25 protein-coding genes and 2 tRNA genes are annotated in these 26111 nt (G+C 52.8%); 16 read left to right on the forward strand and 11 right to left on the reverse strand.

Translation table 11 applies throughout. From position 1 onward, the window contains the following. Positions 1-199: 199 nt before the first annotated feature. The 5 genes from TSP01S_RS07745 to flgB form a co-directional block, all read right to left on the reverse strand. Positions 200-287, reverse strand: a tRNA-Leu gene (locus tag TSP01S_RS07745). A 61-nt stretch (positions 288-348) separates the two neighbouring features. Continuing rightward, positions 349-2067 carry a gamma-glutamyltransferase gene (gene ggt, locus TSP01S_RS07750; RefSeq protein WP_041078638.1) on the reverse strand — a complete coding sequence of 573 codons (1719 nt, stop codon included), beginning with the start codon at positions 2065-2067 and terminating at the stop codon, positions 349-351. Positions 2068-2290: 223 nt separating this feature from the next. After that, on the reverse strand, positions 2291-2584 hold the full coding sequence (fliE, locus tag TSP01S_RS07755) for a flagellar hook-basal body complex protein FliE (protein WP_041077542.1): 294 nt from the start codon (positions 2582-2584) through the stop codon (positions 2291-2293). Positions 2585-2590: 6 nt separating this feature from the next. Continuing rightward, positions 2591-2998, reverse strand: a complete 408-nt coding sequence (gene flgC / locus TSP01S_RS07760) for a flagellar basal body rod protein FlgC (RefSeq protein WP_041077544.1) — start codon at positions 2996-2998, stop codon at positions 2591-2593. A gap of 1 nt (position 2999) precedes the next feature. Then, positions 3000-3377 (reverse strand): flagellar basal body rod protein FlgB, encoded by a 378-nt coding sequence (flgB, locus tag TSP01S_RS07765; RefSeq protein ID WP_041077546.1) that lies wholly within the window; start codon positions 3375-3377, stop codon positions 3000-3002. A gap of 80 nt (positions 3378-3457) precedes the next feature. Here flgB and TSP01S_RS07770 point away from each other — a divergent pair, with 80 nt between their 5' ends. From TSP01S_RS07770 to TSP01S_RS07810, 9 genes are all read left to right on the forward strand, one after another. Beyond that, positions 3458-4471, forward strand: coding sequence for an L-threonylcarbamoyladenylate synthase (locus TSP01S_RS07770; protein ID WP_041077547.1), 1014 nt, complete (start codon positions 3458-3460; stop codon positions 4469-4471). Positions 4472-4550: 79 nt separating this feature from the next. Beyond that, positions 4551-5120 carry a methionine synthase gene (locus tag TSP01S_RS07775; RefSeq protein WP_231848547.1) on the forward strand — a complete coding sequence of 190 codons (570 nt, stop codon included), beginning with the start codon at positions 4551-4553 and terminating at the stop codon, positions 5118-5120. Next, entirely contained in the window at positions 5107-7431 is a 2325-nt protein-coding gene (locus tag TSP01S_RS07780) for a homocysteine S-methyltransferase family protein (protein WP_041077548.1), read from the forward strand. The genes TSP01S_RS07775 and TSP01S_RS07780 overlap by 14 nt, the downstream gene beginning before the upstream one ends. Continuing rightward, a complete protein-coding gene (locus TSP01S_RS07785; protein ID WP_041077550.1) occupies positions 7428-8780 on the forward strand; it encodes an aspartate kinase in 1353 nt (450 codons plus the stop codon). The genes TSP01S_RS07780 and TSP01S_RS07785 overlap by 4 nt, the downstream gene beginning before the upstream one ends. After that, positions 8767-10089: a homocysteine biosynthesis protein gene (locus TSP01S_RS07790; protein WP_041077552.1), complete on the forward strand. Its 1323-nt coding sequence runs from the start codon at positions 8767-8769 to the stop codon at positions 10087-10089. Before TSP01S_RS07785 ends, TSP01S_RS07790 begins: the two co-directional genes overlap by 14 nt. Continuing rightward, complete coding sequence (locus TSP01S_RS07795; RefSeq protein WP_041077554.1) at positions 10086-10829, forward strand: UPF0280 family protein; 744 nt, start codon at positions 10086-10088, stop codon at positions 10827-10829. The genes TSP01S_RS07790 and TSP01S_RS07795 overlap by 4 nt, the downstream gene beginning before the upstream one ends. Beyond that, complete coding sequence (locus TSP01S_RS07800; RefSeq protein ID WP_041077556.1) at positions 10813-11763, forward strand: methylenetetrahydrofolate reductase; 951 nt, start codon at positions 10813-10815, stop codon at positions 11761-11763. Before TSP01S_RS07795 ends, TSP01S_RS07800 begins: the two co-directional genes overlap by 17 nt. A gap of 14 nt (positions 11764-11777) precedes the next feature. After that, positions 11778-12812, forward strand: coding sequence for an aspartate-semialdehyde dehydrogenase (gene asd / locus TSP01S_RS07805; protein WP_041077558.1), 1035 nt, complete (start codon positions 11778-11780; stop codon positions 12810-12812). Continuing rightward, positions 12809-13315: a hypothetical protein gene (locus tag TSP01S_RS07810; protein ID WP_041077560.1), complete on the forward strand. Its 507-nt coding sequence runs from the start codon at positions 12809-12811 to the stop codon at positions 13313-13315. Before asd ends, TSP01S_RS07810 begins: the two co-directional genes overlap by 4 nt. Here TSP01S_RS07810 and TSP01S_RS07815 read toward each other — a convergent pair. From TSP01S_RS07815 to TSP01S_RS07825, 3 genes are read right to left on the reverse strand one after another with little or no spacing between them, the layout of a single operon-like run. After that, positions 13257-13817: an RsmD family RNA methyltransferase gene (locus TSP01S_RS07815; RefSeq protein WP_231848630.1), complete on the reverse strand. Its 561-nt coding sequence runs from the start codon at positions 13815-13817 to the stop codon at positions 13257-13259. The two genes, TSP01S_RS07810 and TSP01S_RS07815, sit on opposite strands and share 59 nt — an antisense overlap. A gap of 14 nt (positions 13818-13831) precedes the next feature. Continuing rightward, a complete protein-coding gene (locus tag TSP01S_RS07820; protein WP_041077562.1) occupies positions 13832-15067 on the reverse strand; it encodes a 6-phospho-beta-glucosidase in 1236 nt (411 codons plus the stop codon). Beyond that, positions 15064-16026 carry an N-acetylglucosamine kinase gene (locus TSP01S_RS07825; protein WP_041077564.1) on the reverse strand — a complete coding sequence of 321 codons (963 nt, stop codon included), beginning with the start codon at positions 16024-16026 and terminating at the stop codon, positions 15064-15066. The genes TSP01S_RS07820 and TSP01S_RS07825 overlap by 4 nt, the downstream gene beginning before the upstream one ends. Before the next feature lie 67 nt (positions 16027-16093). On the opposite strand from TSP01S_RS07825, the gene TSP01S_RS10110 reads away from it, so the two are divergent. From TSP01S_RS10110 to TSP01S_RS07860, 7 genes are all read left to right on the forward strand, one after another. After that, a complete protein-coding gene (locus TSP01S_RS10110) occupies positions 16094-17614 on the forward strand; it encodes a diguanylate cyclase (RefSeq protein WP_052463556.1) in 1521 nt (506 codons plus the stop codon). A gap of 38 nt (positions 17615-17652) precedes the next feature. Continuing rightward, positions 17653-17739 (forward strand) — tRNA-Leu (locus TSP01S_RS07835). Between the two features lie 49 nt (positions 17740-17788). Next, positions 17789-18631: a Cof-type HAD-IIB family hydrolase gene (locus TSP01S_RS07840; RefSeq protein WP_041078645.1), complete on the forward strand. Its 843-nt coding sequence runs from the start codon at positions 17789-17791 to the stop codon at positions 18629-18631. Beyond that, positions 18628-20121: an apolipoprotein N-acyltransferase gene (lnt, locus tag TSP01S_RS07845; RefSeq protein ID WP_041077566.1), complete on the forward strand. Its 1494-nt coding sequence runs from the start codon at positions 18628-18630 to the stop codon at positions 20119-20121. The genes TSP01S_RS07840 and lnt overlap by 4 nt, the downstream gene beginning before the upstream one ends. After that, positions 20118-21299: a phosphopentomutase gene (locus tag TSP01S_RS07850; RefSeq protein WP_041077568.1), complete on the forward strand. Its 1182-nt coding sequence runs from the start codon at positions 20118-20120 to the stop codon at positions 21297-21299. Before lnt ends, TSP01S_RS07850 begins: the two co-directional genes overlap by 4 nt. After that, positions 21296-22546: a 2-hydroxyacyl-CoA dehydratase family protein gene (locus TSP01S_RS07855; RefSeq protein ID WP_041078647.1), complete on the forward strand. Its 1251-nt coding sequence runs from the start codon at positions 21296-21298 to the stop codon at positions 22544-22546. The genes TSP01S_RS07850 and TSP01S_RS07855 overlap by 4 nt, the downstream gene beginning before the upstream one ends. Beyond that, entirely contained in the window at positions 22543-24228 is a 1686-nt protein-coding gene (locus TSP01S_RS07860) for an acyl-CoA dehydratase activase (RefSeq protein ID WP_041077569.1), read from the forward strand. Before TSP01S_RS07855 ends, TSP01S_RS07860 begins: the two co-directional genes overlap by 4 nt. Here the strand turns inward: TSP01S_RS07860 and ispE are convergent. From ispE to TSP01S_RS07875, 3 genes are read right to left on the reverse strand one after another with little or no spacing between them, the layout of a single operon-like run. Further along, on the reverse strand, positions 24213-25019 hold the full coding sequence (gene ispE / locus TSP01S_RS07865) for a 4-(cytidine 5'-diphospho)-2-C-methyl-D-erythritol kinase (RefSeq protein ID WP_041077570.1): 807 nt from the start codon (positions 25017-25019) through the stop codon (positions 24213-24215). The two genes, TSP01S_RS07860 and ispE, sit on opposite strands and share 16 nt — an antisense overlap. Continuing rightward, positions 24971-25558, reverse strand: a complete 588-nt coding sequence (locus TSP01S_RS07870; protein ID WP_041077572.1) for an NUDIX domain-containing protein — start codon at positions 25556-25558, stop codon at positions 24971-24973. The genes ispE and TSP01S_RS07870 overlap by 49 nt, the downstream gene beginning before the upstream one ends. After that, positions 25521-26111 carry a thymidine kinase gene (locus TSP01S_RS07875; protein ID WP_052463557.1) on the reverse strand — a complete coding sequence of 197 codons (591 nt, stop codon included), beginning with the start codon at positions 26109-26111 and terminating at the stop codon, positions 25521-25523. Before TSP01S_RS07875 ends, TSP01S_RS07870 begins: the two co-directional genes overlap by 38 nt.

Consider the following 26111-nt stretch of genomic DNA (forward strand, 5'->3'; position numbering starts at 1 on the left):
TTTACTCTGGATTCCCCTATGTGCCAAGTGGCTTAGGGGGAATCCCGGAAGAGGGCCTTCCCCTAAACCACCAGTAAGCGTATGCAAATTCACCAAACCCGGTCCTGATGGCTATCGCTTTCATAGAAACCCCCGTTCGCACTTGTTTGGATTGAGTATATCACCTTGTCTTTCGTCTGTCAAGACAGTTAACAAAAAATGGTGCCGGGGATCGGATTCGAACCGACACGGGGCCTCGCCCCAGCGGATTTTAAGTCCGCAGCGTCTGCCTGTTCCGCCACCCCGGCACCACATTTAGAGTCTACAACCAGTTCAATTCTCCCGTCAAGTCTTCCGACAAAAACACATTCACGGTACTCCTATCACTGTACCTTCCCTTCGCGGATCCGCTCCACCGTAAAGTTTACCGGTCTCGATGTCTATCACTATGCTCTGCACACTACCCATCACGATCGGGTTTTCCGCCATCTTGTGCCCGCGAAGCTCCAGTTCGCGTTTCACGTGCTCTGCTATACCAGCTTCCCACTGAACCGTAGGATAACTCGAACTGAAGATCCTCGGTGCGTTGATAGCTTCCTGAACGCTCATACCGTGATCGATCATGTTCATGATCACCTGCATGACCGTCGTTATGATCCTCGCTCCACCGGGTGAACCAACACTGAAGATGGGTTTTCCGTCTTTGAACACGATGGTAGGTGTCATACTGCTTCTCGGGCGTTTTCCGGGTTGAACTTCGTTCGCACCACCGGGCACAAAGTCGAAGTCGGTCATTTCGTTGTTGAGCATGAAACCGAAGCCCGGTACCATGAGGCCAGATCCAAAAACATCTTCGATCGTCGTCGTGCAGGCGACCAGATTACCCCACTTATCGCGAACCGTATAGTGTGTGGTTTGAGAGGTCTCGCTCTCGTAATTCAACGCGGCGAATCTGTCCAAATCTGCCTCAACGTTCGCCTCTTCATATTCCCAGGGGTTACCCGGTTTTATGTTCGGATTTGCCTTTTGGAAATCTATGAGCGATCGTCTCTGTTCGATGTAGCGATCGTCCAGGTATCCTTTGAACGGTATCTTGACAAAATCTGCGTCGGCCAGATATTTACCCCTGTCGGCGTACGCGATACGCATGGCTTCGATCATCAAATGCAGAGTTTGCGTGGTGTTGTGCCCAAGCGCGCGAATGTCGTAAGCTTCAAGTATTTTCAACATCTGCAAGAGTGTGAGCCCTCCCGAACTTGGAGGAGGCATGGACACGATTTCGTAGCCACGATACGTTCCGCGTATCGGTTCCCTGAACTTGACTTCGTAATTTGTGAGATCCTCAAGGGTCATCGTACCGCCACGACTCTGGACGGCTTCGACAATGGCTTTGGCTATGTCGCCCTTGTAGAAGATGTCGGGTCCGTAGTCTTTAATGAGCTTGAACGTCTTGGCCAAATCAGGTTGTACGAGCAGTGCGCCTTCGGGCAACGGTTCACCGTTCGGTGCGAACACCTGCTTGGCCGCTTCGTTGAACTTGTACATGCTGTCCTTGATCGATTGAGCCAGAACCCTGTTCACCATCACGCCCTTTTCGGCGAGTTCGATCGCCGGCTCGATCACCTGGGCGAGGCTCATGGTACCGAATTTTTCGAGTGCTGTAACCATGCCTTTCAGTGTACCTGGAACACCGATCGCATGACCAGTGAGTATGGCTGTTCTGAAAGGCAAAGGCTTACCTTCCGAGTCGAGGAACATCGTCGGTTTGGCTCCGGCAGGCGCTTGCTCACGGTAATCGATCACGACAACTTTGTTTTCCTTAGCCAGATAGATCATCATGAAACCCCCGCCACCGATGCCCGACATCATGGGCTCGACAACGTTCAGCGCGAACTGAATCGCAACGGCGGCGTCCACCGCGTTTCCACCTTGCTGGAGTATCCTGGCGCCAACCAAGGATGCCAAAGGATGTGATGTGGCCACCATCCCTGTGTAAACAGAAGGCACGTCTTTGGGAACACCAGGCGTGGAAGACAGCAAAGTTGCGACGATCGTTAGGACGAAGATCGTTGCGAGCAACCTTTTCACAGGAATCCCCCCTTGCTTCGATTGTAGCACTTCGGCGAACAGCTCCAACTTCGAATGCGGAAAAGGAATTCAACCAGAATCCCTGCTCTTCGAATCTAACCTGAAGAGCTGCGGAAAGTGAGATGTTAAATCACTGAGGAACTCGCGGGGGGAACTACTCGCCGCACAAGATCCTTCCAACGATCATGAACAAAGGTTTAACCGATCGATGGATGTGACTGTCTCACAACTGCATGCGCATGATCTCTCTGTAGGCTTCAACGATCCTGTTCCTCACCTCGGTGGTGAGTCTGAGAGCGATCGTGGCCTTCTCCGCTTCGATGATGACTTCGTGGATGTTGCTGATCTTTCCGAGGGCGAAGTCTGAGGCCATCTTTTCGGCGTTCTTCTGCACCTGGTTCACCTTATCGAAGGCCTCTTTCAGTATTTCGGCGAAGTCCGGAGCACTTCTTGAGCCTTTCTGATCCTGAGGCTTCTGAATGCCAGAAGGTTCAATCCTGTTGATCCCATCTATCACTCAAGATCAACCCCTTCCGATCTGCAGAGCGCTGTTTATCATCGATTTCGTGACGTTGAAAGCTGAAACGTTGGCTTCGTAAGACCTCTGAGCGTTGATCAGATCTACCATTTCTCTGAGCACGTTCACGTTGGGATACCTCACATAACCGTTCTCGTCGGCGTCTGGATGCGCTGGATCGTAGACGAGCCTGAACGGAGAAGGATCTTCTTCTATTCGTACCACCCTCACAGCCGAGGTGCTGGCTCTGTCTATGATGTACTCGGCGAAGATCGGAATCCTTCTTCTGTAAGGTTCACCGCGCTCTGTCCTGGTGGTCTCTGAATTCGCTATGTTGCTCGCTATGACATCGAGCCTGAGACGCTGAGCCGTCATTCCAGAAGCGCTGACTCTGAAAATCGTGAACTCGTCCATATTATACACCTCTCAAAACCGTGTTGTAGTATTCGATGTTCTTGGACATGAGCCTCGACAGCACCTCGTATCTCAGACCGTTCGCGACCATTTGAGACACTTCGTAATCGATGTCCACGCCGTTGAAATCGTTCCTGTAGAAAGATTGTCTGTCGACCTCGATGCGTGCCCGCGGCAAAGATTGAACTGAGGCTATGTGCCTTTCGTGTGTTGTGGTGAGGCGAACTTTCGAAGCCTCTTTCAAAAGTTCTTCGAACAGAACGTACTTGCGTCGATAGTTGGGCGTCTCGGCGTTCGCTATGTTCTGAGCGTGAACGCTCTGCCTGAGCATCGCAACGTCCATGGCAACCTTTATGATCTGAAAGTTGGTGTTGAACATGATCTGCCTCCCGATGAACTTTTCTACGTGTACGTGTGTCACTCCTAAGGTAGAATGGTTGTGAAAAAGGGGTGTTCGTCTTGAGCTTGATCTTGAAGGTGGATCCGATAAACCCTTCCGCCGAAATACTCAAGAAGGCGGCTGAAGTGATCAAAAGAGGTGGGACCGTCGCTTTCCCGACGGAGACCGTGTACGGTCTTGGAGCGAACTGTTTCGACAGGGCGGCGGTCCTTCGTGTATTCGAGATCAAGAGAAGACCCGCGGACAATCCACTCATCGTGCACATATCGAATCTGAAACAACTCGACCTTTTGATCGAAGACGACATCAACAAGGCAAAAACTTTGATCGAAACCTTCTGGCCAGGCCCCGTGACGATCATCTTCAAAAAGAAGCCGCAGGTTCCAAAGGAGGTCACTGGCGGGCTGGAAACGGTCGCAGTGAGGATGCCGAGTCATCCCGTGGCGAAGATGCTCATAGAACTCAGTGATACGCCCATCGCTGCACCGAGTGCGAACCTTTCTGGAAGACCGAGCCCGACGAGTGCACAGCACGTCATAGAGGATCTCTACGGATCGGTGGACGTGATCATCGATGCTGGTGAAACCCCCCTGGGTCTGGAATCGACCGTGATAGACCTTTCCCGGGAAAGGCCCACGCTCTTGAGGCCAGGTCCTGCGACGGTGGAAGAGATACGCAGGGTGGTTCCAGAGCTGCACATACCCGATTTTCTGCTCGGAAAAGCCCAGGTTGAGAGACCGCTCGCGCCAGGCATGATGTACAGACACTACGCACCGAACAAGCCTCTGATCTTGGTCTTAGATGAGAGAAAACTCGACAGCGTTCTGATGATGCATCCAGATGCGCCCATCGTCTGTCCCGAAGAGATGGCGGGAAACTTCTACGGAAGAAGGATCATCGTCATGGGAAAACTTTCAGAACCTTACACGATCGCCCAGAACCTTTTCAAGGTGCTCAGATCCGTGGACAACTACGCTGCGGATGTCGCCATCGTGGTCGGCCTACCCGAGAAAGGTATACTGTTCTCGGTGATGAACAGACTCAGGAAGGCCGCAAGCCAGGTGGTTGAATGAACCTTCAAATTTTGTTCGTGCACGTTTCACAATGTTTCGGCGCAGATGTTGTATCATCGTGGACAAAGGGGGATGAGAATTGGTCGAACTTTACGTTCCAAAACTCGAAGAGTACATGCCGGACAAAGCGGTGTTCCTTGCGCGATTGAGAACGCGTTACAGAAGCGTGGTTGCCGAAACAGAGATGCTCGTGCGTTTCAACGAACTCTTCCTCGAGGGACTGAAGGTTTCAAAACCTCTCGTTCATCACGCCGTTTTCCCTGTAGAAGAACTTCCTTCCCCCCTGGTTCCCCGTTCCTTCACTGGTGTGAAGCGTGTCAGTCTTTTCCTTTCGACGCTGGGAAAAGAAATCGATGAACTGGTGAATTCTTTGCTCGAAGAGAATCGAACGTACGATGCGGCCGTTTTGGACGCGTGGGCTTCCGAGGCACTGGAGGCGTTGAACGAAGCGTTCGACAGGAAACTGAGAGAAAGGTTCGGCAGAGGAACGATGCGTTTTTCACCGGGCTACGGCGATGTGGATATAAGGTGGAACAGATACATAGTGGGGCTCCTGAAGATAGAAAACGTTGAAGTTCTGGACAGCGGCATCATGGTCCCGCGGAAGACCACAACGTGCATGATAGGGTGGTACGATGAAGAGGAATGAATTTCTGAACCTTCTCGAAAAGCGAGTGCTTTTCTTAGATGGTGCTTACGGTACCGAACTGTTCAAAAGGGGATTTCGGGGAAAGCTGATCGAAACTTTGAACATAGATGATCCCGAGATGGTCAGACGGCTCCAGCAGGATTACGTAGACGCGGGGGCGGACATACTGCTCACGAACACTTTCAGTGCGAACAGATTCAAGCTCAGCCAGTACGGTCTTGCAGAATCGATAGAACGTATCAACAGGAAAGCGGTGGAGATAGCAAAATCTGTTTGCAAGAACGGTCAGCTCGTGTTCGGTGACATGTCTTCGACTGGCAGTTTCGTCAAGCCCATGGGAGAGATCGACTTCGAGGAGGCGTACGAAGTTTTCAAAGAACAGGCTTCCATCCTGATAGATGCGGGTGTGGATGGGATCATCATCGAAACGATGAGCGATCTGAAAGAGTTGAAGGCCGCGATACTCGCCGTGAGGGATGTGTCTGAAGAAATTCCGCTGGTGGTGTCGATGACCTTCGAAGAGGACGGAAAATCCGTCACCGGAACATCGGTGGAGATCTATGCCACGCTCATGAACGATCTGGACGTGGACGTGGTAGGGATAAACTGCACGCTCGAACCGAAACAGATGCTCTCCGTATTCTCGAAGCTTGCCAAGTACTGCAGAAAACCACTCTGCGTCGAGCCGAACGCGGGAAAACCGTTGCTGGTCGGGAACAGGATCGTTTACAGAACGAGCCCTGAGGAGTTCGCCATCTACATGAGGGACTTCGTTGAAATGGGTGCGAACATCGTCGGTGGATGCTGCGGCACGGGTCCCGAGCACATAAAGATGATGACCAGCTACGTGGGAGAAAGAAGGCCGGTTGAAAGGCAGGTCGTTGAGCAGCAGTTTCTTTCGTCCAGAACCGTTTTGAAGTCGGTCGAACCTTTTCTGATCATCGGGGAAAGGATCAACGCGACTGGGAAGAAAAAGCTCCAGGAAGAGATCAGACAGATGAACTTCTCCCAGCTGATCAGGCTCGCACAGGAGCAGGAACAGGAAGGATGCGCGATCATAGACGTGAACCTTGGACTCGAAAAGGTGCTCAGTGAAGAACACTTCAAGGTTTTGATCAACGAACTGGACAGGTACGCGAGCCTGCCGCTTTCCATAGACGTTCAGACGCTGGATTTTCTAAAGGTGTGCTTCAGAGAGTACGTCGGCAGACCCATTCTGAACTCCGCGACGTGCGATGAAAAGCATCTGCTTTCCAGAATAGAGCTGATCAAGCGCTACGGTGGTATGCTCATCGTGCTGTGCATGGAGAAGGAGATTCCGGAGGACAGCGAAGGCAGGGTGAGACTCGCGAAAAGGGCCGCGGAGATCTTGAAATCCGAAGGCGTGGATCTGGACAGAGTCTTTTTCGATCCTCTGGTACTGCCGGTCGGCGCGAAAAAGGACTACCGCGTCACTGTGGAAACCATAAGAAAGCTGAGGGAACTGGGTCTGAAGAGCAGCATAGGCCTTTCGAACCTGAGTTTTGGTCTGCCCGAGAGAGAAAGTGTGAACGCGGCGTTCTTGTCTCTCTGTGTCGATGCCGGTCTGAACGCGGCGATACTGAACAGCAGGGAGCAGACGACCATGAACGTTCTGAAAGGTGCGCTGACCTTGAGGGGAGAACAGATCGTGAAACTGGAACAGCTCGAAGAGGAACCCTTGGTGAATTACATACTGAAAGGTCAGCGCGAGCAGATAATGGAACTGGTCAAAGACCTGTTGAAGGACCACGATCCGCTGTACGTGAGCCAGAACATCCTGGCGAAGGCGATGGAGAGGGTCGGTCAGCTCTACGCGACCGGGAAGATTTATCTACCACACCTGTTGCTCGCGGCGGAGACGGTTCAGCCCGTTTTCGATCATCTCAACAGCCTGATAGGTAGTTCCCAGAAGAAGCTCGGAACCGTGGTTCTGGCGACGGTGCAGGATGACATACACGACATAGGAAAGAAGATCGTCGCCACGGTGCTGAGAAGCGGTGGATTCGAAGTGATAGACCTTGGAAAGAACGTCCCAGCGGAGAAGATACTCGCGGCGGTGAGGGAGATCAAACCGGACATAGTGGGCCTCTCAGCGATGATGACGACGACCGTGGGCTATGTGAAAGAAACCGCCGACCTTTTGAGAGAAAACGGCGTGGACGTCTTCATCGTGGCCGGTGGGGCATCGATGAACCAGCAGCTCGCACAGCAGTTCCAAGTGTACTACGCGAAGGATGCACTGGAAGCGCTGAACCTATGCAAAAGGCTGGTCGGAGGTGAGAAGAGTTGAGCAGGTTCGTGCTCAAGTTCGGTGGTTCGAATCTGAAGAGCAGAGACGATCTTTTCAAGATCCTGGACGTTGTGAAGATGTACAAAGGCAGCCTGATCGTGGTGGTATCCGCCGTCTACGGTGTCACGAACCAGTTGATAGACGCCGTTTCGAAGATCGATCGGCTCGACGTCGATGCTTTTCTTCAATCTCTCTACGAGCGCTACCGATCCTTCATAGGCAAAGACGACGAAGAGCTGAAGGATCGGGTTTTCGAAATCAGAGACGTTCTGCTGGGCTCGAAACTTCTGAAAGAAGTTCCCGTGGAGTTTCAGGATTACATCGTCAGCCACGGTGAGCGCTGTTCGTCTCTGATGATAACCAGATTTTTCAACGAACACGGTCTGGACTTCGAAGAGGCGTTGCCCGAGCAGTTCGGACTGGTGACGGACGGTAAGTTCGGTAACGCGACGGTCGACCTTGAGGCGAGCCGCCGGAACGCGGTTGCGTTCTTCAAGAAGAACAGAAACTACGTCGTTCCCGGTTTTTACGGGCTTCACGATGGAAGAGTCACCATACTGGGTCGCGGTGGGAGCGATTACACGGCAACTTCACTGGCTTACTGTTTGGACGCAGAGAGGGTGGACCTGTACAAAGACGTGTCCGGTTTCATGACGTGCGATCCGAAGCATGTGAAGAACGTCAAACCCGTGAAGATGCTCTCTTACGATGAAGCTGCAGAGCTCTCCTACTTCGGAGCGAAGATACTGCACCATGCGACCGTTGAACCTTTGAGAAAGAAGGGCATACCGCTGTACGTGTTCAACATAAACCAGTTCAAAGGCATCGACGAACCTGACACGATCATAACCGCGAACGGTTCGACAACGAAGGACGTGGTCAAGAGCATTTCTTTCACCGACGACATCGCCATCGTTCAGTTCAAAGGTTCCAACGTGGGTCGTGTGCCGGGCTTGCTCGGTCAGATCGCATCGACGTTCGGTGCCGAGAACATCAACATAAAATCCGTGATAACGGCTCAGACGAGTATAAACGTGCTCATCTCGCGACAGGATCTGGAAAAATCGAAGAAGATCGTTTCAAAGCTGAACATCCCGGAGGTCGAACAGATCGATTTCAAGACGAACATCTCTCTGATCGCGGCGGTGGGAAACGGTGTGCTCCAGAAACACGGGATCGCGGCGAGGATCTTTTCCGCCGTGTCTAAGGAGAAGATCAACGTTTTGATGATCTCGGCGGGTGCGTCGGAAGTGACCGTCTATTTCATCGTCAGTGTTGAAGACAGAGACAAAGCCCTCCGAGCGATACATGAAGAATTTTTTGGAGGTGTCGAAAATGAGAACGATTGAAGAAATCAACAAAAAGATTCTGAGCGGCGAAGCGGTGGTGCTCACGGCAGAAGAGGTCGTCAGGCTGGCGAAAGAAGAGGGCGTTAAGGAAGTCGCCAGGAAGGTTGATGTGGTGACGACGGCCACCTTCGCACCCATGTGCTCGAGTGGAGCGTTCGTGAACTTCGGTCACACCAGACCACCCATGAGGATGGAGAGGATAGAGATCGAAGGTGTGGAAGTCTACGGCGGTCTGGCGGCCGTGGACGGTTACATAGGTGTGACGCAGGAATCGAAGCAGGACAAAAGTTTCGGCGGAGCACACATCATAGAACTGCTCATCAGGGGACAGAATCTCAGGTTGAAAGCGGAAGGAAAAGGGACGGACTGTTATCCGAGGAAGCAGTTCGAAGGTTACGTGAACAAGGACATGATAAACGATTTCTTCATGTTCAACCCGAGGAACGCGTACCAGAACTACGCCGCGGCCACCAACAGTTCTGACAGGACCATATACACCTACATGGGTAAACTGCTCGCGAACTTTGGAAACGTCACTTATTCCACCTCGGGCGAGCTGAGCCCGTTGTTGAAAGATCCAAAGATGCTCACGATCGGCCTGGGAACGAAGATCTTCCTCTGTGGCACGGAAGGTTACGTGGTGTGGCCAGGCACGCAGTTCAGAAACAACGTGCAGACGAACGAACACGGCATACCCATCTCCGCCGCGAGGACGCTCGCCGTGATAGGCGATGCGAAGAGGATGAATCCGAGGTATCTGAGGGCTGCGTATTTCAAAAACTACGGTGTGACGATGTTCATCGGCATAGGCGTACCGATACCTGTCCTGAACGAAGAGATCGCCTATTACGTGAGCAGATCGAACGAAGAGATAACCACGGAGCTGAGGGACTACGGAAAAGCAGGAAGACCCGTGCTGAGGCTCGTCAACTACGCAGAACTCAGGTCTGGATGGATCGAGATAGAGGGTAAAAAGGTGAAGACTGCACCGATCTCGAGCCTTGCGATGGCACGCGAGATCGCAGAAGTCTTGAAACGCTGGATCCACGAAGGTCAGTTCACACTCACAAGTCCCGTCAAGTTGTTCGACGAGCCGAGGAGCATGAAGGGGCTCGAGGAAGTGAAGCAAGCCGAAAGTTTCAGAATGGAAGAACCAACCTGTGTGAACTGTGGTATGTGTGTGGGCGTGTGCCCCTTCGACGCGTTGAAACTCGTCGACGATGTTCTGAAGTTCGAGAGAGATCTCTGCACGAACTGTGGACTGTGCAGCGACGTGTGTCCCGTCGGGGTGAAGCTGCCTCCACTGTGAGAAGGTTTTACAGAGATTTTCACAGTCAGAGATTGCAAACCTTCATTGTTCGATACAGAGAAACCGATCTGTGGATCGGAGTCGACAGGTACGATCCACACATGCCAGAGGCCGTGCTCGGGCTTGTTCAGGATCTGTATCGACAGCTTCTGGAGGTTGCGAAAATTTGTCCGGAGTTCTTCTCTTCGCTCGAACCGGTGGAACCGTTCGACGGACCGAAGATCGCGATGAAGATGGTCGAGGCTGCGAAGCTTGCCGGCGTCGGTCCCACCGCGGCGGTGGCTGGAGCGTTCGCGGACGAGGTTGGTGAGTTCCTGTCGAAGAACTTCGGCTGCGAAGAGGTGATCGTGGAGAACGGAGGGGACATCTTCATCAAATGCAACGGCGGCATCGTTTCGGCCGTGTACGCGGGAGATTCTCCCCTCTCTGGCAGGGTGGGATTGAAGATTCCAGAAGGTAGCTGGGGCGTCTGCACCTCCTCTGGACGGTTTGGACACTCGCTGAGCTTTGGCAACGCGGACGCGGTAACTGTGATCAGCAGGAACGCAACGATTGCAGATGCTTTCGCCACCGCTTACTGCAACAAGGTGAAAAAGAAGGAGGATGTGGAAAATCTGTTGCAACGTGCGATCAACGAACATGTACTCGGCGTTCTGGTCATCTTCGAGGACAAACTGGGCGTGAAAGGACAGTTCGAGATCGTTCTGCTGGAAGGTGATTCGGATGAAGCTGGTCGATAAGATAAAGGAAGGTCCAATCTTGTCCATAGAGGTCCTCCCACCGAACAGGGGACACGACGTTGAAGAGATCTTCAAAACGGTCGACGAGCTGATGGATTTTCCCATATCCTTCATCAACGTCACGAGGCACGCCCCCGAAGTCGCCTACGTCGAGATCGACAATCAGATCGTGAAGGTGACCAAGGTCAAGAGGCCTGGTACGGTCGGTCTGAGTGCGGCGCTCATGCACCGTTACAAGATCGACGTTGTACCTCACGTCATCTGCTACGGTATGGACAAGTACCAGATCGAAGATCTGCTGATAGACCTGCACCTGATAGGTGTCAGAAACGTGTTCGCCGTCAGAGGCGAGTACGAAAATCCCATGAGCGAACAGCAGGATAGAAGTTCTTACAAGCACGCGGTGGAGCTGGTGAGACACATTGCGAATCTGAACAGAGGAATCTATCTGTATCCAACGGAACAGAATGTGCCCACAGATTTCTGCATCGGTGTCGCAGGTTATCCTGAGAAACACTTCGAAGCGCCGAACATGGAGGAAGATCTTCTGAATTTGAAGCGAAAGATAGACGCCGGGGCACACTACGTCATAACGCAGATGGTCTTCGACGTGGAGATATACAGAAGGTTCGTCCAGCTCGCGAGAGAGTTCGGCATAAGCGTTCCCATCATACCCGGGATAAAACCTGTCGTCAATCTGAAGAGCATTTACTCCATTCCAAAGAAGTTCTTCGTGACCATACCTGAGCACTTCGTATCGCAGATGCAACAGGCACGCAGTAGCGAGGAAGAATTCAAGATCGGTGTGAGGTTCGCCGCGAAACTCGCAGAAGGGTTGCTCGCATCGGGTGCTCCCGGCATCCACATCTTCACCATGGGTAGGGCGAAGGCGACGAAGGCCATGCTCAGCCTGCTCTATTCGAAACAGGTCTGAGGAGGGATCGAGGAATGAAAAGGAAGGTGGCGATTCTCGGCGCGACAGGCACGGTGGGGCAGAGGTTCGTACAGCTACTTGCGAACCATCCGTTCTTCGAAATAACTGTGCTCGCAGCCTCCGAAGCATCGGCCGGGAAGAAGTACGCGGACGTTGTCCACTGGCATTTACCCTGCGAAATCCCAGAAAAGGTCAAGGACATGGAGATCGTCAGCGTCGATTCGAACTTCGACTGTGACTACGTTTTTTCGGCACTGCCTTCCGACGTGGCTGGACCGATTGAGACACGTCTGGTGGAGCGGGGCTATACGGTCTTTTCGAACGCGGCGAGCCACAGGATGGACGAAGATGTACCCCTGCTCGTGCCCGAAGTGAACCTTGAACACATGAAACTCGTGGAGCTACAGAAAACGCCCGGCAGGCTGATCACCAACCCGAACTGTTCCACGATAGGCCTGGTGATGGCGCTCAAGCCCATCGCAGATCTTTTCGGGATAGAGTTCGTCAGCGTCGTAACGATGCAGGCCGTTTCGGGTGCAGGATATCCTGGGGTCGCCTCCCTGGACATCATAGACAACGTGATACCGTACATAAAGAACGAGGAAGAAAAGATGTGCACCGAACCGAAGAAGATACTGGGCAAGTTCACAGGGCGTGGCATCGAGTTCGCCGGATTCGAGATCGTTGCGCAGTGCAACAGGGTGCCCGTTCAGGATGGTCACATGGTCAGCGCTTACGTCGAGACGAGTGAAAGGGTCGACATCGACAGGTTGATAGGGGCCATAGAGAACTTTGCGCCCTTGAAAGGATACAAACTTCCCACGGCCCCGGAAAAACCTCTGGTGTATCTGCCCGCCAAGGACGCTCCACAGCCGAGACTCCACAGAGATATGGGGAACGGTATGACGGTGAGCGTGGGAAGGCTGGTGAAGGTTTCCGATCGCGCGCTCAGGTTCGTTGCTCTGGTGCACAACACGATCAGGGGTGCTGCAGGATGTGCCGTTCTGAACGCAGAAGCCTACGAAGCTCTGTACCGAGCTGGCGTGTGAGTTTCATAACGATCCAGATGCTCGTCTATCTGATCGTCTCGCTCTGCTTCATCGCGATAGCTGGGCTATGTTTGAACACGACGATCACGCACTTCTTTCAGATGACGAAACGTCTGGAAGAGGACATAGATCTGATGATGGCGGTCGATTTCTTGAGGCACGATTTCTGGTACAGATCAATCAGCACAGCGCGTGTGAGCGATTCTGCGATCAGTTTCTGGGAGAAGGTTGACGGCAAGGAGAAACTGGTCTGGTACAGGGTGGAGTTCGGGCAGGAAAGTTACACGATCAAGAGGATCGCAAACGATGGGGTGAACATAGTCTACAGATCCAGTCAGCCCATCAGTTTCTATGAAGAAAAAGGTATCTGGGGTGTGAGGATCGGCAATCTGTGCTTCGAGATGCTCAACGCCACGCCTTCGAACGTGAGAGAGAAGCTGAACCTCAAACCGGGTGAACTTCCTTACTTTCTGGTTCCAAAGCCGGTGAACGTCTCAAGATGAGCAGTTCGCTGTCACCGTAAGTCCTCTGCCTGATCAGCTCGAAGCGATCCGGGATCGTCACCTTCTCTCTTTTCGACTTTTCCACGACGATCGTCTCCGCGACGTCTTTCTCCGCTAAGAGCTTCAACGCCTCGCTCACAAAGCCCAGATCGTACGGTGGATCTAAAAAAACCACATCGAATCTCTCCATGTTCTTTTCGAGGAACCTTCTGTAATCCATGCACAGCACTGTGAGATCCACGCCGAGCCTATGGGCGTTTTTCCTCGCGATCTGAACGGCGAGCTTCGAAACGTCGACCGCCACGGCCCTCCTGGCGCCCCTGCTGATCGCCTCGATGGAGACCACGGCGCTGCCACAGAAGAGCTCCAGAAAACTTTTGTCGGACACATCGATCATGCTGAACAGCGCCTGACGCACCATCGAGCTGGTGTAGCGCGTTCTTGGATCTGGAACGGGCTCGACTTTCCTTCCCCTCAGACTACCTCCCGTGATCTGCAGCAGGAGTGATCATCCCTTCAATGGAGCTGGAAGTGGTCCCTGTTGGCGTCGCATATGTCTTCCAGCAGTTCTTTCACGTTGTGAGACCTCGGACCGAGCGGATGCAAAAGTAGGGCTTTGATCGCCGTCGCTTTCGATCTCTTCAGATACGCCTCTATGGTGAGTCTTTCGTACATCTTTATCGTGTGGATGAGCCCGACTGCGAAATGATCTGCATCGTTCATGCTGATCGGTGAGACTGCGTTGGCCTTCGTCAGACACGGTATTTCGAGCACGTAATCGGCCGGCAAGTTATTGATCGCGCCCCTGTTCCTCGTGTTGACGATGTGCACCGAGCTGTTCGAAAGGGCCAGATCTCTGATCAGCATGGCTGCCGCCGTGGAATAGAGGCTCCCGCCTCTCAGGGACAGTTCTTTCGGAATCTCGCTCTCCGTCTCATACTTTTTGAAGAGCTGTTCCTCGATCTGGATCACCTTTTCGGCGCGTGTGCCTTCATGAACGATCTTTTCGAACATCGTCTGTGTCGACAGATAGTACCGAAGGTACGGATTCACGATGAGCCTCAACGATTCCAAGATCCATGCCGGCATCTCCGGAGTGTCGTAGTGTGAGACCAACTGGAAAACCTTCTCCGTGACATCCTCGTTCTTCAGCCACACCTTCTCAACGAAGCTCAAATGGTTCAGTCCGTAGTACTTCAAGAAAAGATCGTTCATCTCGCAGGAAAGTAGACGAGCGAGCTGGTTCAAGAGGTTGATGGGTACGTTGCAGAGACCTATGAACCGTTCGAAACCGAGGTAGTTCAGCACGAACTCCGTCACGTGACCCGAAGGGTTGGTGAAGTTGATGACAACCGCCTCGCTGTGTTTGTCCAAAAGATCGATGTACCGTTCAACGACGGGAAACGCCCTCAAGGCCGCAGCGAAGCCCCCAACTCCCGTGGTCTCCTGTCCTATGAGACCGTATTTGAGAGGGATCTCCTCGTCCAGCCTGCGCGCCTTCAAACCACCGGGTCTGAACTGGAAGACCACGTACTTTGCTTGTTTCACAGCTTCAACGAAATCCTGAGTCTTGAACAGTTTGAAGTTGTCTTTCACCAGCCTTTGGCAGAAAGCGTGCATGATCTGAAGCTTTCTTTCGTCTATATCGTGCATCCAGACTTCCTCGAGTCCGATCTCGCTCGAGATCTGCAACAGACCAGATATGAGTTCCGGAGTGTAACTGCTACCCGCTCCCACGATCGCTATCTTCACGCGCCATCCCCCCAGTGACGGATCAATCTTTCGACCGACTCCTCGTTGAATCTGTAACCTGCCAGCTCGGCAGCCAGAAGCACCGCCCCAACCACCGGCGGATGCTTCGGAACGATCAGCCGGTAATCTCTTCCGAGGGCGGTCTGGATCATATCCAGAAGCATGGGATCCGCGTTCTTGAAGAAACTACCTTCGAGCACCAGCTTTATCGGGGGTGTGAAACTCAGTTTCGATCTGAACGCCCTGACGATGCTGAGGACCTCCTCAACGATTTCGCAGAGTATTTTCAGGGCGACAAAATCATGTTTTCGTGCGGCAGAGAAGAGGATTTTTATCAACAAAACCACGTATTCCCTCATCTTTTCGTAATTCCCTTCGTATTCGAAGTGCATGATGTCTTCGATGTTCGATTGGATTTGAGATTCGAACATTTCCACCATGATCGTGTTTTCCGATCTTCCATCCTTCGCCCTCACGATCGCAGAGGCCACCTTACCCGCAACGATGTACGAGCCGAGACGCTCACCGAAGAACGTTGAGAATCCCCCAATCCTCTCGATCCTCTTTCCATCGCACGCGTAGTTGATGCCACCGGTGCCGCAACTTATCATGATGCCAACATCGTCCATGGTTCCGGACCTTAAGGCGATCCTGCCATCGTTGTCGAACGCGTAATTTTTCAATCCGAGTCTTTCCAGCATCGAACGCACGATCCTGTTCTCGTACTCGAAGTCGGCCCCAGCGACACCGAAGAAACTCGCATTCAGCTCGTCGGTTGTCAGCGACGCCTTCTCCAGCGCCTCTGCTATGGCCTGTCTCAGATTGTGAAGAGCCTTCTCCACGCCCATTCCCTGATAGTTCGCACCGGGTCCTTCGTGAAAGGAGATCACGTTTCCGGATCCGTCCACGATCAGAACGTGCGTCTTCGTACCTCCAACGTCCACACCGAGAAAGTACACCTGGACCACCTCGATGAAAGTGTGTAAAGTATAATCGCGTTGAAGCGTGACACAGGAGCGGTGCGGCGTGCGGTTCAGAATCACGAACGCTATCCCGTTAGTGCTGGTCTTGCTCGCAGCAGTTTTCACACTGATAGTTTATCCGATCTGGCTGGTATTTCCAAAATTGTACCAGATATCCCTGAACCACCAGCTCAACAGTCTGAAGCACCAGGTGGACATAGCGATCGCGCTGGTGCAGCACTACTTTTCGAGTTACGAGAAAGGTGCACTCGACGAACGAACCGCCCAGAGGAACGCACTCGAAGAGCTCAAAACTCTTCGGTACGGCCCGGAGGGTAAAGATTACTTCTTCGTGCTGAGCAGAGAAGGAATGCTCCTGGCACATCCTTACAGATCGGATCTGGAAGGACAGAGCGGGTTCGATTCGAACGATCCAGCTTTCGCCGCCGCAGTGCGTGCGATCGTCGAAGCAGCGAAGCAGAACAGAGAATTCGCCGAGTACGAATGGTACGTCTACGGGGAACAGAAGTTGGAGAGAAAGATCTCCGCGATCAGAACCTTCGAACCCTGGGGCTGGATAATAGGTACGGGTCTGTACAGCGAAACCTTAGAGGAACAGTTCAAAAAGATCGCAGGACAGTTCCGGCGCGTGATCGTCGTGTTCGGTGCTGTTTACGTTATGATCTCGCTGTTCTTCGTGGTATCTTTCAACCGTTACCAGAAAGAAAGAGAGAAGCTTTTGTCGTTGCAGTCGCAAGAGAGAGAAAGGTTACAGATCATCCTGAGTTCGATACCACAACCCATCGCGGTGCTCAGGAACGGACAGGTTATTTTCATGAACCAAGCCTTCAGGAAAACGTTCGTGCAAGAAGCTGAAAACTCAGAAAGGCTGAGGCCAGAGGTCGTTCAGATGTTCGAGACAATTTTGAACCACATCAAAAAGGTTGAAAGGAACGTGGTGAAAGCAGTCTCACTCCATATCGATGGAACAAACAGATGGTTCGAAGTGCACGCAGTCCCACGTTTCGAGGCTGGAGAAGCGGTTGAGACGACCTTCGTTTTGATCGAAACGACCCAGCAGATGAAGCAGATAGACTTCTGGAAATCCAAAGCGGAGACCGACCGGCTGACGGGCTTGGCCAACAGGAACGTTCTGGAGAGAATTTCTCACAATCTTCAGAGTCTCGGTGAAAAATTCTGTGTGATCATGCTCGACCTTGATGGCTTCAAGGAGATAAACGACGTTTATGGGCACACCGTGGGAGACGAGGTGCTCAAAGAAGTCGCCCGCAGGTTGCGGGAGAACGCCAGGAAAGACACGATACTGATCCGCTATGGGGGAGACGAAATGCTGTTGATAGTTCCTAACGCGGACAAGAAAGCAGGTTCCAACGTGGCCCAAAGATTGCAAGAAGCAGTCAAGAAACCCTTCCAGGTTCACGATCTCACCCTGAATCTGAGCGTATCGGTGGGGCTTTCACAGTTTCCAGAAGACGGTAGCGATCTTGAAACGCTCATAAGAGTCGCAGACGAAAGGCTCTACAGAGCGAAGACGATGGGTAGAGGAGGTCTGTGTACAGATTGACAGTGATGACGATCGCGTGGTAAAATTTTGTACGGACTGCCGAGGTGGTGGAATTGGCAGACACGCATGGTTGAGGGCCATGTGGGTTTCGGCCCGTGCGGGTTCAAGTCCCGCCCTCGGCACCAGGGGGAGCGAAAGCTCCCTCTTTTTGTTATACTTTGAACGGTGAGGCGCTTGATCAAGCTCGTTTGCATAGATCTCGATGGTACGCTTCTGGACAGCAAGAAGTGCATATCGGAAAGGAACAGAGAGAGCATACGTCGCGCGGTCGAACTCAAAGTCCACGTCACGATCTTCACTGGTCGAAGCTTTGGCTCGGCGGCGCGTTACGTGAGGGAGCTGAAGATAAGCATTCCAGCCGTCTTTCAGAATGGAGCTCTGATCATCGATCCTGTGGACATGAAGGTCTACAGAAGCATCGAGCTCGATTCAACGTTGGCACGTCACTTTGTGGAATCGTGCCGCGCGCATTCGGTCTATCCTGTGGTCTACGAATCCTTCTTTTCAGAGAAAGACATGCTCGTTGAAGGACCTTACCACGGTGCCTTTGAAGAGTATTTCAGATTGAACGCGCATCGGATCACGCTGGTCAAGGACCTGATCGAAGAACTGAGGAAGAGGAACGGTGTGGTCGAAGTCGCACTCGTTGGCAACGTCGAAGACGTTAACAGAGCGATCTGGGAAGTTTCTTCGATCTTCCACGATGGCTACACGATCGTGGAAAACCAGAAGAAGGATGGAGAAGCGTTCGTGGAGATCTTCGGACCCAACGTTGGGAAAGAGAAAGCGCTCGAGTTTTTCCTGGACATGTACGGCATCAGTCCGAAGGAAGTGATGTACATCGGGGACAATCTGAACGACATCTCGATCATGCGTATGGTTGGCATCTCCGTGGCGATGATGAACGCTCCAGAGGAGGTTAGAAAAATCGCAACGTACGTCACACAAAGCAACGATGATTCTGGTGTCGCGAAAGCTCTGGAAAGGTTCATCCTTCAGGAGTGTGTTCGAGAATGAGCCTTCTCTTCCTCGCCCTTTCGAGTGTCTTGACGGCTCTGGCGATGCCAGGCTTTCTCTTAGGCTTTTTCGTGTGGTTCAGTTTGATATTCCTCTTCATGGCCCTCGAGAACAAAAGCGTTTTCGAAAGTACGCTGTACGGTTTTCTGTACTTTTTCTTCTTCAGTGCGATCAACCTCTACTGGGTGCTACCGGTTCTCGTGGAGAATCTGCCCAGAACGTTTTCGCGGTTTCCGGGCTGGCTCGGATTCTTCGTCTTCCTGCTCATGCTGGTCATCGAAGCGCTACCCTTCGCCCTGTTCGGCTTGCTGTACGCGATCGGAAAAAGATCGGTTGAGAACCGTGTGTGGCTGGACGCGGTCTTCGTCGCATCACTCTACACCCTGATGGATTATCTGAGGGGTCTCGGTGAGATGGGATTCACGGGTGGTACGCTCGCGGACGCCCTGTACAGAGAAGTCGGATTGCTCCAGCTTGCACCCATCGTGGGTTCCTACGGTCTGACGTTTCTGATCGTTCTGGTCAACAGGTTGCTGTACACGATGATGAAGAAGAGTTCAAGACCGATCGAAAGGATCGCCCTGATCGTGCTTTTGATCGTTCTCGTTTCGCACAGTGTGGAGAATTTCCTGCCCCTGCCTCAAGACGGTGAAACGAAGTTGGTGGCGCTGCAGACCCATGTCACACCTGAGGAGAAGTACAGATCCTCGAGCATGGAGCTATACAAAAAACTTGAAGGGCACCTGGAGAAGCTCAGAAACGCGCTGATCGTCCTGCCGGAAGACGTGTTTCCTTCAGATCCAACGAGCGATGAAGTCGGAGAAAGGCTCTACAAACTCGCCAGCGAAAGGAATTTGAAGATCGTACTTGGTGCAGTATCGAAAGAAGGGCCGAAGAACAGCCTCTTCTTGATCGATGAGTGGGGTATCAGGAGGATCTACTCCAAGGTCAAGCTCTTCCCGTTCGTGGAGACGTTGCCTTACGAAAAGATCTTCGGTGCCTTCGACTTTTTGAAGGGCCTGGTTTACTTCCAGCCCGGCGAAGCTTTCTCACCCGTGAAGGTCGAAGGTTATCCTTCGATGGGATTTCAGATATGCTTCGAATCGTACTTCAGCGAGCCGTCTCGAAAGCTTGTCAGCAAGGGTGCCGAAGTTTTGATAGTCTGTACGAACGACGGCTGGTTCGCCTACAACACCGCTCTCATGCAACATTTCTCAAAAGCTGTCTTTCGAGCGGTGGAGACCAGACGCCAACTGGTTCAGGTTTCCAACGCGGGCATAACTGGCGTCGTGGATCCTTACGGAAGGATCGTGAAGGTCTCACCTGTGAGGATGTACGACGCGCTGGAAGTGAGTTTGATCCCGCGCGAAGGGATCACCTTCTACACGAAGTACGGAGACCTCGTGGTGTGGTTCTGCGTCGGCTTTGTTCTTCTGTGTCTTCTGTTACCAAGTCAGCGGAGGATTCGGGTGAGGAGGATCTGGAGATGAGGGTGATCGCGATCGTTCTTGACAGCGTCGGTATAGGTGAACTCCCCGATGCACACCTCTACAGTGATGAGGGGAGCAACACGCTCGTGAACACCGCGAGGGCCGTGGGAGGCCTGAACTTACCAAATCTGGCGAAGATGGGCCTCGGTAATCTGGACGACATCCCAGGCGTTCCGAGAATGCCCGCCATGGGTGCTTACGGCATCATGCTCGAAAAGAGTCCCGGGAAGGATTCAACGACGGGGCACTGGGAACTCGCGGGTATCGTGCTCAAAAAACCGTTCGATCTTTTCCCCAACGGTTTTCCGAAAGAATTGATAGAGGAATTCGAACGGAGGACCGGCAGGAAAGTGATCGGAAACAAACCTGCCTCGGGCACCGAGATCATAAAAGAACTCGGACCGGAGCATGAAAGAACGGGAGCCCTGATCGTCTACACCTCCGCGGACAGCGTTTTTCAGATCGCCGCCAAGGAAGAAATAGTCCCCGTCGAAGAACTTTACAGATACTGCGAGATCGCGCGGAACCTGCTCGACGAGATGGGATTCAAGGTCGCCAGAGTGATCGCGAGGCCCTTCACGGGCGAGTGGCCCAACTACGTGAGAACGCCCAGAAGACACGATTATTCCCTGCCGCCGGAGGGACGCACGCTGCTGGATATACTGACAGAAAACAACATTCCAGTCTACGGCGTGGGCAAAATATACGATCTTTACGCTGGAAGGGGAATAACGGAAAGCTTCAAGACCGAGGACAACATGGACGGTGTGGACAAAACGATCTGGGTGATGAAGAACAAAAAGCACGATTGCATGATCTTCACCAATTTGGTCGACTACGACATGAAGTACGGACACAGGAACGATGTGAAAGGGTACGCAAGGGCACTCGAGGAGTTCGATGCGAGGCTTCCAGAAATCTGGAGCGCCATGCAGCAGGACGACGTTCTGTTCATCACGGCGGACCACGGGTGCGATCCTACCACACCATCGACGGACCATTCGAGAGAGAGGGTGCCCATCTTGGTCTGCGGTGAACGCGTGTGTAAAGATGTAAATCTGGGCGTCAGAGAATCCTTCGCCGATTTTGGACAAACCGTGGCCGACATCTTCCAGGTTGAAAGACTCGCCAACGGTGTCTCGTTCAAAGACCTCCTTTTCAATTGCTCAAACCGATGAGCAGGAAGAGTGTAGCTTACGGTAGCTTGGTCAGACTCTTCTGGAAGAGACCGACCGCGGCGCGGAAGTTGCTCAAATTCGGTGTCGGGCTGGAACTTGCGCGCCGCAAGGCTGTCGCGGCTGTGAAAAACGATTTTTCGAGCTGGATCGATCTTTCGGCACTTTCGATCGTTGCCTCCGCCTTCAGCGGCGAAGAGATCGCGCTGGTCAATCTGTTCTTCCCGACGGAGATCATGGCCGGTTTTGGCTTGAAGTGCGTCTCTGCCGAAGGGCTTGCGGGCACGCTCGCCGCGATGCACCTGGAAGATTTCGCGCTCGCCCGGGCGGAGGCGATGGGCGTTTCGAAGAACACCTGCTCCTTCCACCGTGCAGGGCTCGGTTTGAACCTTTTGAAGATGCTGAGAAACGTCAAAGCCGTTGCGGTCACTAACATGCTCTGCGACGGCAACATTCCCGCGTTCAGAACGATGGCCCAGCTGCACGGTGTCGAGCCTGTGGTGCTCGACGTTCCGCGGACCTTCGACCAGTCAGGGATTGAATACGTCTCAAGACAGCTGGAAAACGCAGTCTACGAATTGGAAAACCAGTTGAACAGGAAGTTCGACCACAGGAAGTTCGAAGAGCAGCTGAAGGTGGAGTCGGAGATCTTCGAGACGTTGAGAGAGATCTATCCAAAGCTGTGCGAGCGACCCGTCAAGCTGCATCTGTACCAGCACGTGAATCTGCTCTACGCCCTTCACGTCGGGCCGGATGTGTACATGCTGAGGGCCGTCCGATCGCTCAGAAAACAGCTCGAAACTCCAACCGAGCACATCGATAAAAGGTTCCTCTGGATGCACCTGAGCCCCTACTACGACAACGTTCTGAACGAAATTTTCTCCAAACACAGCCGCTACACGGTGGTGGCCTGCGAACTTTCGTGGGACTGGATGGACTGGAAGGTGGACGTGAACCATCCGTTCAAAAGTATCGCGGAAAAGCTGCTGCTCAATCCTTTATTGAGTACGGTGGATAGAAGAGCACAGTTTGCGAAGAAACTCGCCCTCGACTTCAGAGTCGATGGCGTTATACACTTCAACCACCTTGGGTGTAAACAATCGAGCGGTTCCGTCGAACTCGTGAAGAGAGCTTTCGAAGAACTGAAGATCCCCTTTCTGTCGCTGGACGGAGACTGTGTGGATCACACGAACGGTTCTGCCGAACAGTTCAAAACGAGGGTCGAGGCTTTCCTGGAGATGATCCGATGATCGTGTACAACTGCCCTCTGGTTCCGTTCGAGTTCTTTCACGCACTGAAAATCCCTTTCAGGAGGATAGAACCAAGCTCGGGTGAATTTCAATACCTTCATCCCAACGCGTGCGCTTTTTGCAGATCCGCGGTGTGCTCCGTCAAACCTGACGAGGTTTTGGTGTGGACGGACTCGTGCGATTCGATGAGAAGATCGTACGATTTTTTTAAGAAGAACCGTTCTTTCTATTTGCACGTTCCTGTGAAGAACGATGAGATCTCGGTACGTTTCTTCGCGAGGGAACTTCAAAGGCTGTGGGAGTTCCTCAAAACCACGTTCAACAGCGAAGCATCTTTAGACCAGCTCGAAAAGACACATCAATGGTTCGTCGACAGATCGAGCGAGCTGGAACGGGCCGTGGTTGAAGATCCGTACAGGGCGAAGGCGATCTTCGAGGAACTTTCAAACCAGGAATGGATAGGCTCGCTCGAAAAGAAAGATGGCCTCGTCCTTTTGCTGGGTTCCTGGGCAGACGATGAAGTGGTGAAGATCGTGGAAGAAACCGGAAGCTTTGCCCTGAACGCGACCTGCTCTGGTCCTTACGCACTCATCTCGAACGTGCAGGCAAGCTCGGACGTCTTCGAATCCGTGGCCAGAAGGATTCTGAACAGAAAACTTCCCTGTGGAAGGTTCGCACGCGGAAGGGATCTGCGATCTTTGATCGAGCGGTTTCGCCCGGATGCCATCGTCCTCCACACAGCGAAATTCTGTGATTTTTACCATTTCGACGAAGGAGTGCTGAGAAAATTGAGATTGCCCTTCGTGACGATCGAAAACGACTTCACGAACGCGTTGGAACAGTCCAGAACCAGGATCGAAGCCTTACTGGAAAGAGTGAAGGAAAGAGGCGACAGAAAGAATTTCGGTTCTTCCTATTTCGTCGGGATCGACAGCGGTTCCACGAGCACGAAGATCGTCGTTCTGAACGAACGTGGAGAAATCCTGTTCGAACAAATTTCCAGAACCGGTGCCGATCCGAGAGGAACTGCGAAGCGTTTGATGGACCATGCGATGAAAACTTTGAAGTTCGATGAAGAAAACTGCTTCGTCGTTGCCACGGGATACGGACGCGGTGCCATCGACTTCGCTCACGAAAGGATGACCGAGCTGACCTGTCACGCGGTGGGCGTCAGCCACCTTTATCCCGATGTGAGAACGATCATAGACGTCGGAGGACAGGACAGCAAGGTGATGAGAGTCGAAAAGGGAAAGATCGTTGATTTCGTGATGAACGACAAGTGTGCGGCGGGTACGGGCAGATTCTTGGAGATCGTTTCATCGATTCTGGAGGTTCCCTTGGAGAAGATGGGCGAGGAATCCTTGAAGGCGAAGCAAGTGCTGAACATCAGCAGCGTGTGTGCGGTCTTTGCCGAGAGCGAGATCATATCGTTGCGCAGCAAGGGTTACGGCAGGCAGGACATACTGTTCGCCGCACACAACGCGATCGCCAGAAGGCTTGCGACCATGTACGAAAGGGTCAAAGGTGTCCCACCGGTGGTGCTCACGGGTGGTGTCGCACTGAACGAAGGATTGAAGAACGCGCTGGAACGGTTGCTCGGTGTCGAGCTCATCGTCCCGAAGAATCCCGTGACGACGGGGGCACTCGGTGCCGCACTGATGGGCCTTCAGCAGAAACGGTGACGTCCATGTGTTTCACGAACGGCGAAAACGCACGAACCCGTACCTGTGAGCTGGGCAACTATGGGGTTTGTGCTCCACGCGGTTTTCAACGCTTCGTCGATCTCGTTGTGGATCGAGCACACGAGAGTCTGAAAAACGTTGTAGGACATGCGTGCGATCACATCGTGTTCGTGGTTGATGTAAGCTTCGTAGAGCCTCTCGACAGGTTTTGGACCTCTACAAAAATCGTGTTCTTTCAGCATCGAATAAGCCTTCGCCGTACTCACACTCACGCCCGGACAGAACAGATCCACCGTGTAACCGGTTATGGGGCGTAACGGCGTGATCTTCTCGCCCTTCCCTTCCACGATCGCCGTACCACCGAAGAGGAAAAAGGGGACGTCCGAACCCACCTGAACGGCAATCTCGATGAGTTCGGACGGCGGAACGTTCGTACTCTTCGCGAGGAATCTGAGCGTGGCTGCGGCGTCAGAACTGCCGCCTCCAAGCCCGGATCCGATGGGTATGCGCTTTTTGAGTACCACCTTCAAACCGAAATCGACCGGAAAACGTTCGAAGAACTTTCTGTAGGCTTTCTCGACGAGATTTTCTCCCGTTATTTGAACATCGCACGCCACAACGATCTCACCGGCGTGCTCTGTTCGAAAGAAAAGGAGCTCATCGTACAGGTCGATGGTCTGGAACAGACCGAGGATGTCGTGATAACCGTCTGAACGTTTGCCAACCACGTCCAGATAGAGGTTCAGCTTCGCGTACGCCCTCTCAGAAAAGCAAGGACCAGTTTCGACCATCCTTCGAGCTCTCCTTCTCTTCGCTCTATCTCCGATAGATCGGCGAACCAGAAATCGAACATGTCCGGCTCGTTCAGGCCCAAAAACTTGACCTCTGCCAGATAGACGAGTCCAACGTGCACACGGCTCACGGACGAGCTCGTGTCGTTCAGAAGCCCAACGTAGGAGAGTCGCTCGAGCTCAACGTTCACTTCTTCGTGCATCTCCCTCTCCATCCCTTTCAGGAACGCTTCCCAGGGAGTATCACCGTCGTTCGTGTTGATGTGACCACCCACACCGAGAGAGAGCTTGCCGTGAAGCCTCTTTTCCTGCTGTTTCTTCGTTCTTCTCAACAGGAGGAATTTGTCGTTCTCACGCATCAACACGTAAGGTATCACCTGTCTCACAGACTCATCGAACTCGGCGATCTGTCTGTCGATGAAAAAGGCATTCTTTTCGATCGCCTCTCTCACTCTGTCCAGTTCGATCTGAAACACGCCGTTTCTATCGTCGACGAAACCCTCAACGATCTTCGATGGTAACACCAGCACCCGTTCCATGGCCCTGCTTCACCAGCCCGTTATAGCAATCCCGACAGACCGCGATGTACTTTTCTTTGCCACCCACATCGATCTCAGAGTCGCTGTCGGAAATCTTGTAGGTGAGCGTGGCGTTGTGCTCGCCGCACACGTGACAGACGGCTCTTTTCTTTATGACCTCGTTCGCGAACGCGAGCAGCAACATGGTCGTTTCGAAAGGATTCTGTTTGAAGGTCAGGTCCAATCCGGCACAGAACACGTTCACGTTCTCGTCGAGCAGTTTTCTGACCAGTTTGATCAGATCTTTATCGAAGAACTGGACCTCGTCGATGAACACGGCATCGACTCTCTCCTGAAGATAGGGAAGCATGTCTTTTGAAAACTCCACGGATATCGCCTGAGCTTCAAGGCCGGAGTGTGTTTTGACAACATTGGTGCCGTAACGAACGTCCAGAGCCGGCTTGAAGAGCAGCGTCTTCTTTCTTCCGAGCTTGTAGATCTCCAGATAGGAAAGCAGTTCCGTGGTCTTGCCCGAATACATCGGTCCCACAATGACGGTGAGTTTCCCCGACAC

The sequence above is a fragment of the Thermotoga caldifontis AZM44c09 genome (assembly GCF_000828655.1).
In the GTDB taxonomy this organism is placed as follows: Bacteria; Thermotogota; Thermotogae; order Thermotogales; family DSM-5069; genus Pseudothermotoga_A; species Pseudothermotoga_A caldifontis.